We start from the raw sequence: 3,735 nt of genomic DNA on the forward strand, positions 1-3,735 counted from the left end.
GACCTTGCCCTTTTTCTTGTCGCCGGTGAGTGCTGCCATCGACTGCATGTCGGCTGGATCGACCTTGGTCTTGTTGTAGCCGATCGTGTTGTAGCCGAACTTTTCGGTGATGCCGTAGCGCTTGCCGCCGACCACGGTGGAGCCGTCCATCTTCACCTGCGGAAACAGATCGGCCAGCGGCAGCTTGTCTTCCGGCAATGGCTCGAACAGTCCCTTCTCGACGCCGCGCGGCACGTCGATGCTGTCGATCACCATCACATCCCAGTCGCCGGGCTGCGACTGCTCGACGATGGCGAGGCCGGCGCCGGTGCCCTCGAATTCCTTGACGTTGACCTTGACGCCATTGGCCTCCTCGAAAGGCTGCAGCAAGGCCGGATCGGCATGATCGCACCAGATCAGCGCGTTGAGATCGGCGGCCTGCGCGCCCGTCGAAAGCAGCAGCGCCGCGGCGGCGGCAGCTGTGCGCAAACGGGTCTTCAGGATGGAAAGCGGATTGCTGGCTGTGTGTGACATCGAGTGTTCTCCCTTGCCTTTGTGGCTTCTTGCAAAAAATTGAACCAATTCTAAAATTGAGTCAATTCTGTTTTTGTGGCAAGAGGCTGGGAATGAGCGGATTGCGGGCTAGGCAAAAGGCGGACCGGCACCGGCGTATCATCGAGGCGGCGGCCGAACTGTTTCGCGAGGCCGGCTACGAAGGCGCCAAGATCGAGGCGATCGCCGCGCAGGCCGAGGTCTCTGTCGGGACGATCTACAACTACTACGAGAACAAGGGCGACATCCTCGGCGCCATCGTCTCGCTGGAGGTCAACGAGGTGCTGAATGCCGGGCAAGGCGTCGTCGCCAGGCCGCCGGCCAATGTCGGCGACGCGCTGGACACGCTGGTCGGCATCTATATCGAGCACTCGCTGCACTATCTCAGCAAGGAGATGTGGCGGCAGGCGATGGCAATCTCGACGCAACTGCCCGACAGCCCGTTCGGCCAGGCCTACACCGCGCTCGACCGCGCCCTGACCGAACAGATCCGCGCCCTGATCGCCCGGCTGCAGGAGATTGGCCTGGTGCGCCAGGACATAGACGGTGCAGCGCTCGGCGAACTGATCTTCAACAACATGAACATGATGTTCATCGAATTCGTGAAGCGTGACGCGGCCAAGATACCGGAACTGCGCGCGGCGATACGGAGGCAGAATAGGATATTGGTGGCGGCGATTGGGGTGTGAGACGTCAGGAGCAGGCAGGAGAAAGCGTCGCTTCCGCATAAGACCTGGTTTCAGACGCGGGTCGCCTCTTGAGTTGAGTTTGAAATCTGGTACAACCTATAAGGGCATAAATAGAGGGAGGGGTAAATGGGGACGTTTTCAGTCTGGCATTGGGCGATCTTGCTGCTGTTGATCGGCGTGCCTGTTTTCCTTGCCGTTCGATCAGCCGCGAAGCCGTCACAGAATCCTGAGGCTCTTGTGGGCTTCGGCGGCTGGCTGATGCTGCTGGCTATCGGTCAGGCAGTGTCACCATTGCGGACGCTTGCCGACTTCGCCAATTCGGCCGACGGCTACCAGCAACTCATGACCCTCTCGAATGGGCCGCTGGCGGTGTATGGCGAGGTTGCCCTCAATCTGGCGTTTCTGGCGCTTCAGCTGGTTGTGCTCGTTTCGATGCTGCGGCGTAGCCGCCGCTTTCCGCAATTGTTTCTGCTCCAGTGGCTGGCGATTCCCGTCGTGTTTATCCTGGACACGATCTGGGTTGCGTCAGTTCTGGGCGTTCCGGTGAGCCTGGTGCTCGCAGGCGATGCGCTGGTGGCCCCCATAGTCTCGTTTGTGGTGACAGGGCTCTGGGTCGCCTACGTCTACAAGTCTGTCAGGGTGCGGAACACGTTCACCAGGATTGGGGCATCCGCCCAGGTTGCGAGCGCGTCATAGAAGGCAGCCCAATTTGGGATATTTTGGAGCGTCGGGGCTCGACGAACTGACCTTCAATGACATGATGTTCATCGAGTTCGTGAAGCGCGACGCGGCGAAGATACCCGGAGCTGCGCGCGGCGATCCGCAGGCAGAACCGGATTTTGGCGGCGGCGATCAGGGTTTGACCTCGTGCACCACTATGTCGTCATCGAAGCTGGAACGGCCAAATCCCGAGCCGAATGACCGCAACTGTCGTCCGTGACGGCTGCGAGCTTTTGGAAGGTCTTCATTTCGGCTTCATTTATAGGTGCTGCCCGCGCTTTCGCCTGGAGATCAGCCAGGCGCGCCACGAGGGCTTGCGACGTCTCGACTTCAGGGCTCATCATTTTCGTTTGTCCGATTCAGTGGCGATTTGACGAGCACACCCCGCCGCCATCCCTGCCGGCGGGCGTGGCCGGTTCGAAGTTTCAGTCGTAGACTTTCACAATCTTGCGTGTGCTCGGGTCCACCAGAACCGTTCGGTTGTCGACCACAGTATAGCGGTATTTGACGTTGGGGACCTCGTGGAGCTCGACCGTGTCTGGCAGAGCCGTGCCGACGTTCAGCTCCACCCCCGGAAGCTTCACAGAAGCCAAGGGTTGCTTCTTCACGTATTCGCGCACGACGGTGTCCTGTTCCTGTGTGATAACCACATCCTGTGCCGCAACCGCGCCGACGCTGGCCAGCAGCAAGAGCGCCGCAGCGGCGCTGGTTAGGTGCATCCCCATTGTTTTCCTCCTCTTTTAATGTGGCGGCAGCACGATCGGCTGCGCGCGAACTACCCGAACACGTCGCCAGGCCAAACGTTCCTCATACGGGCTTCTGTCGGAATCTCCGCAGGACCAAAGTCTGATTGGGAAACGCAATGGTCTTACCCGCTGGGAGTAGGCGGAACGGCTTAGGCCTGAAGGTTGTTGTCTCTGCAAACGCGGAGAGAAACAGTGGAAAAAAGTGTCGGTCAGGCGCGATGGTTGCTCGCACCGATTTTGGCAACAGCCATCACTTTCCTGGTGATGGGGATAGTCCTTGGCTGACATGACGTGGATCGGCGCGGCTACGTCCCTTCCTGCGCTGATAGGACCCGTGAGCCGCTTTCGGCGGCTGGCGGGTCCTGTATTTCACCGTGCGCTGGGCTGCTCATTCGGCAGCGAGCGCTTTCTAGCTCATGCACCTTGGGAGGTTTATTATGGATCGGCGATCCTTCTTGACCGCAATGTTTGGTGTTGCCGGGGCAGCGGCCCTTGCAAGCGCTGTCCGCCCAATCGAGGCAATGGCGGGTGTTCCAGGAGCCGGACACGGCATCCTCGACGAACTTGAGACGCCACAAACAGAGGCCTTTGACGAAGATTCACAGGCAGAAGTGCAGCAGGTCTACCATCGGGACTGGCACCACCGTCCTCACCGCCGCCGCCGGCGAGGCTGGAGACGGGTTTGCCGCAGTTACTGGCGGCATGGTCGCCGTCGCGTCCGGTGCTACCGCCGGCGTGGTCCTTCGGTCGTCCTTCGATTTTAACTAGTTTTCCGCCTTGGCCCGTTCCGGCTCACGCGCCGAGAACGGGCCGGTTGGGATCTTTTTGGTGAACGGTAACAATGACATTGGTCCAGAGATTGAATGCGAGTGGCAGCGCAAACCAACCGGGAAATGACAACGACCATGCCGCGGGGTTTGCGGACGCCGTCTCGTTGCCGGACGAGGAAAACATTGCCGACCTTGTCAGGCGAACGGAGCGCATGGCCATTTTGGTGGTTCTAGGAATGGGCGGCTGGTTGATGTTAGTGCCCGCTATTTACCTTGTAC

The 3,735-nt window shown here is 59.9% G+C and carries 6 protein-coding genes; 4 read left to right on the forward strand and 2 right to left on the reverse strand.

What is annotated here, in order from left to right; translation table 11 throughout:
- The coding region (locus EN964_RS28320; protein WP_127277003.1) for an extracellular solute-binding protein at positions 1 to 513 on the reverse strand (513 nt) is incomplete at its 3' end.
- A gap of 92 nt (positions 514 to 605) precedes the next feature.
- Here EN964_RS28320 and EN964_RS28325 point away from each other — a divergent pair.
- From EN964_RS28325 to EN964_RS38845, 3 genes are all read left to right on the forward strand, one after another.
- Positions 606 to 1,220 (forward strand): TetR/AcrR family transcriptional regulator, encoded by a 615-nt coding sequence (locus tag EN964_RS28325; RefSeq protein WP_127270785.1) that lies wholly within the window; start codon positions 606 to 608, stop codon positions 1,218 to 1,220.
- A gap of 126 nt (positions 1,221 to 1,346) precedes the next feature.
- Positions 1,347 to 1,916, forward strand: a complete 570-nt coding sequence (locus tag EN964_RS28330; protein ID WP_127272713.1) for a DUF2569 family protein — start codon at positions 1,347 to 1,349, stop codon at positions 1,914 to 1,916.
- A 61-nt stretch (positions 1,917 to 1,977) separates the two neighbouring features.
- Complete coding sequence (locus EN964_RS38845) at positions 1,978 to 2,160, forward strand: hypothetical protein (RefSeq protein ID WP_236383443.1); 183 nt, start codon at positions 1,978 to 1,980, stop codon at positions 2,158 to 2,160.
- Between the two features lie 205 nt (positions 2,161 to 2,365).
- Here the strand turns inward: EN964_RS38845 and EN964_RS28340 are convergent, their stop codons facing one another.
- Positions 2,366 to 2,665 (reverse strand): DUF1236 domain-containing protein, encoded by a 300-nt coding sequence (locus tag EN964_RS28340; protein WP_127271999.1) that lies wholly within the window; start codon positions 2,663 to 2,665, stop codon positions 2,366 to 2,368.
- 862 nt (positions 2,666 to 3,527) lie between these two features.
- On the opposite strand from EN964_RS28340, the gene EN964_RS38195 reads away from it, so the two are divergent.
- Positions 3,528 to 3,735 (forward strand): hypothetical protein (locus tag EN964_RS38195; protein ID WP_127277005.1); only part of this gene is annotated, 208 nt, incomplete at its 3' end.

This window comes from Mesorhizobium sp. M7A.F.Ca.CA.001.10.2.1 (genome assembly GCF_003998575.1).
Taxonomy (GTDB): domain Bacteria; phylum Pseudomonadota; class Alphaproteobacteria; order Rhizobiales; family Rhizobiaceae; genus Mesorhizobium.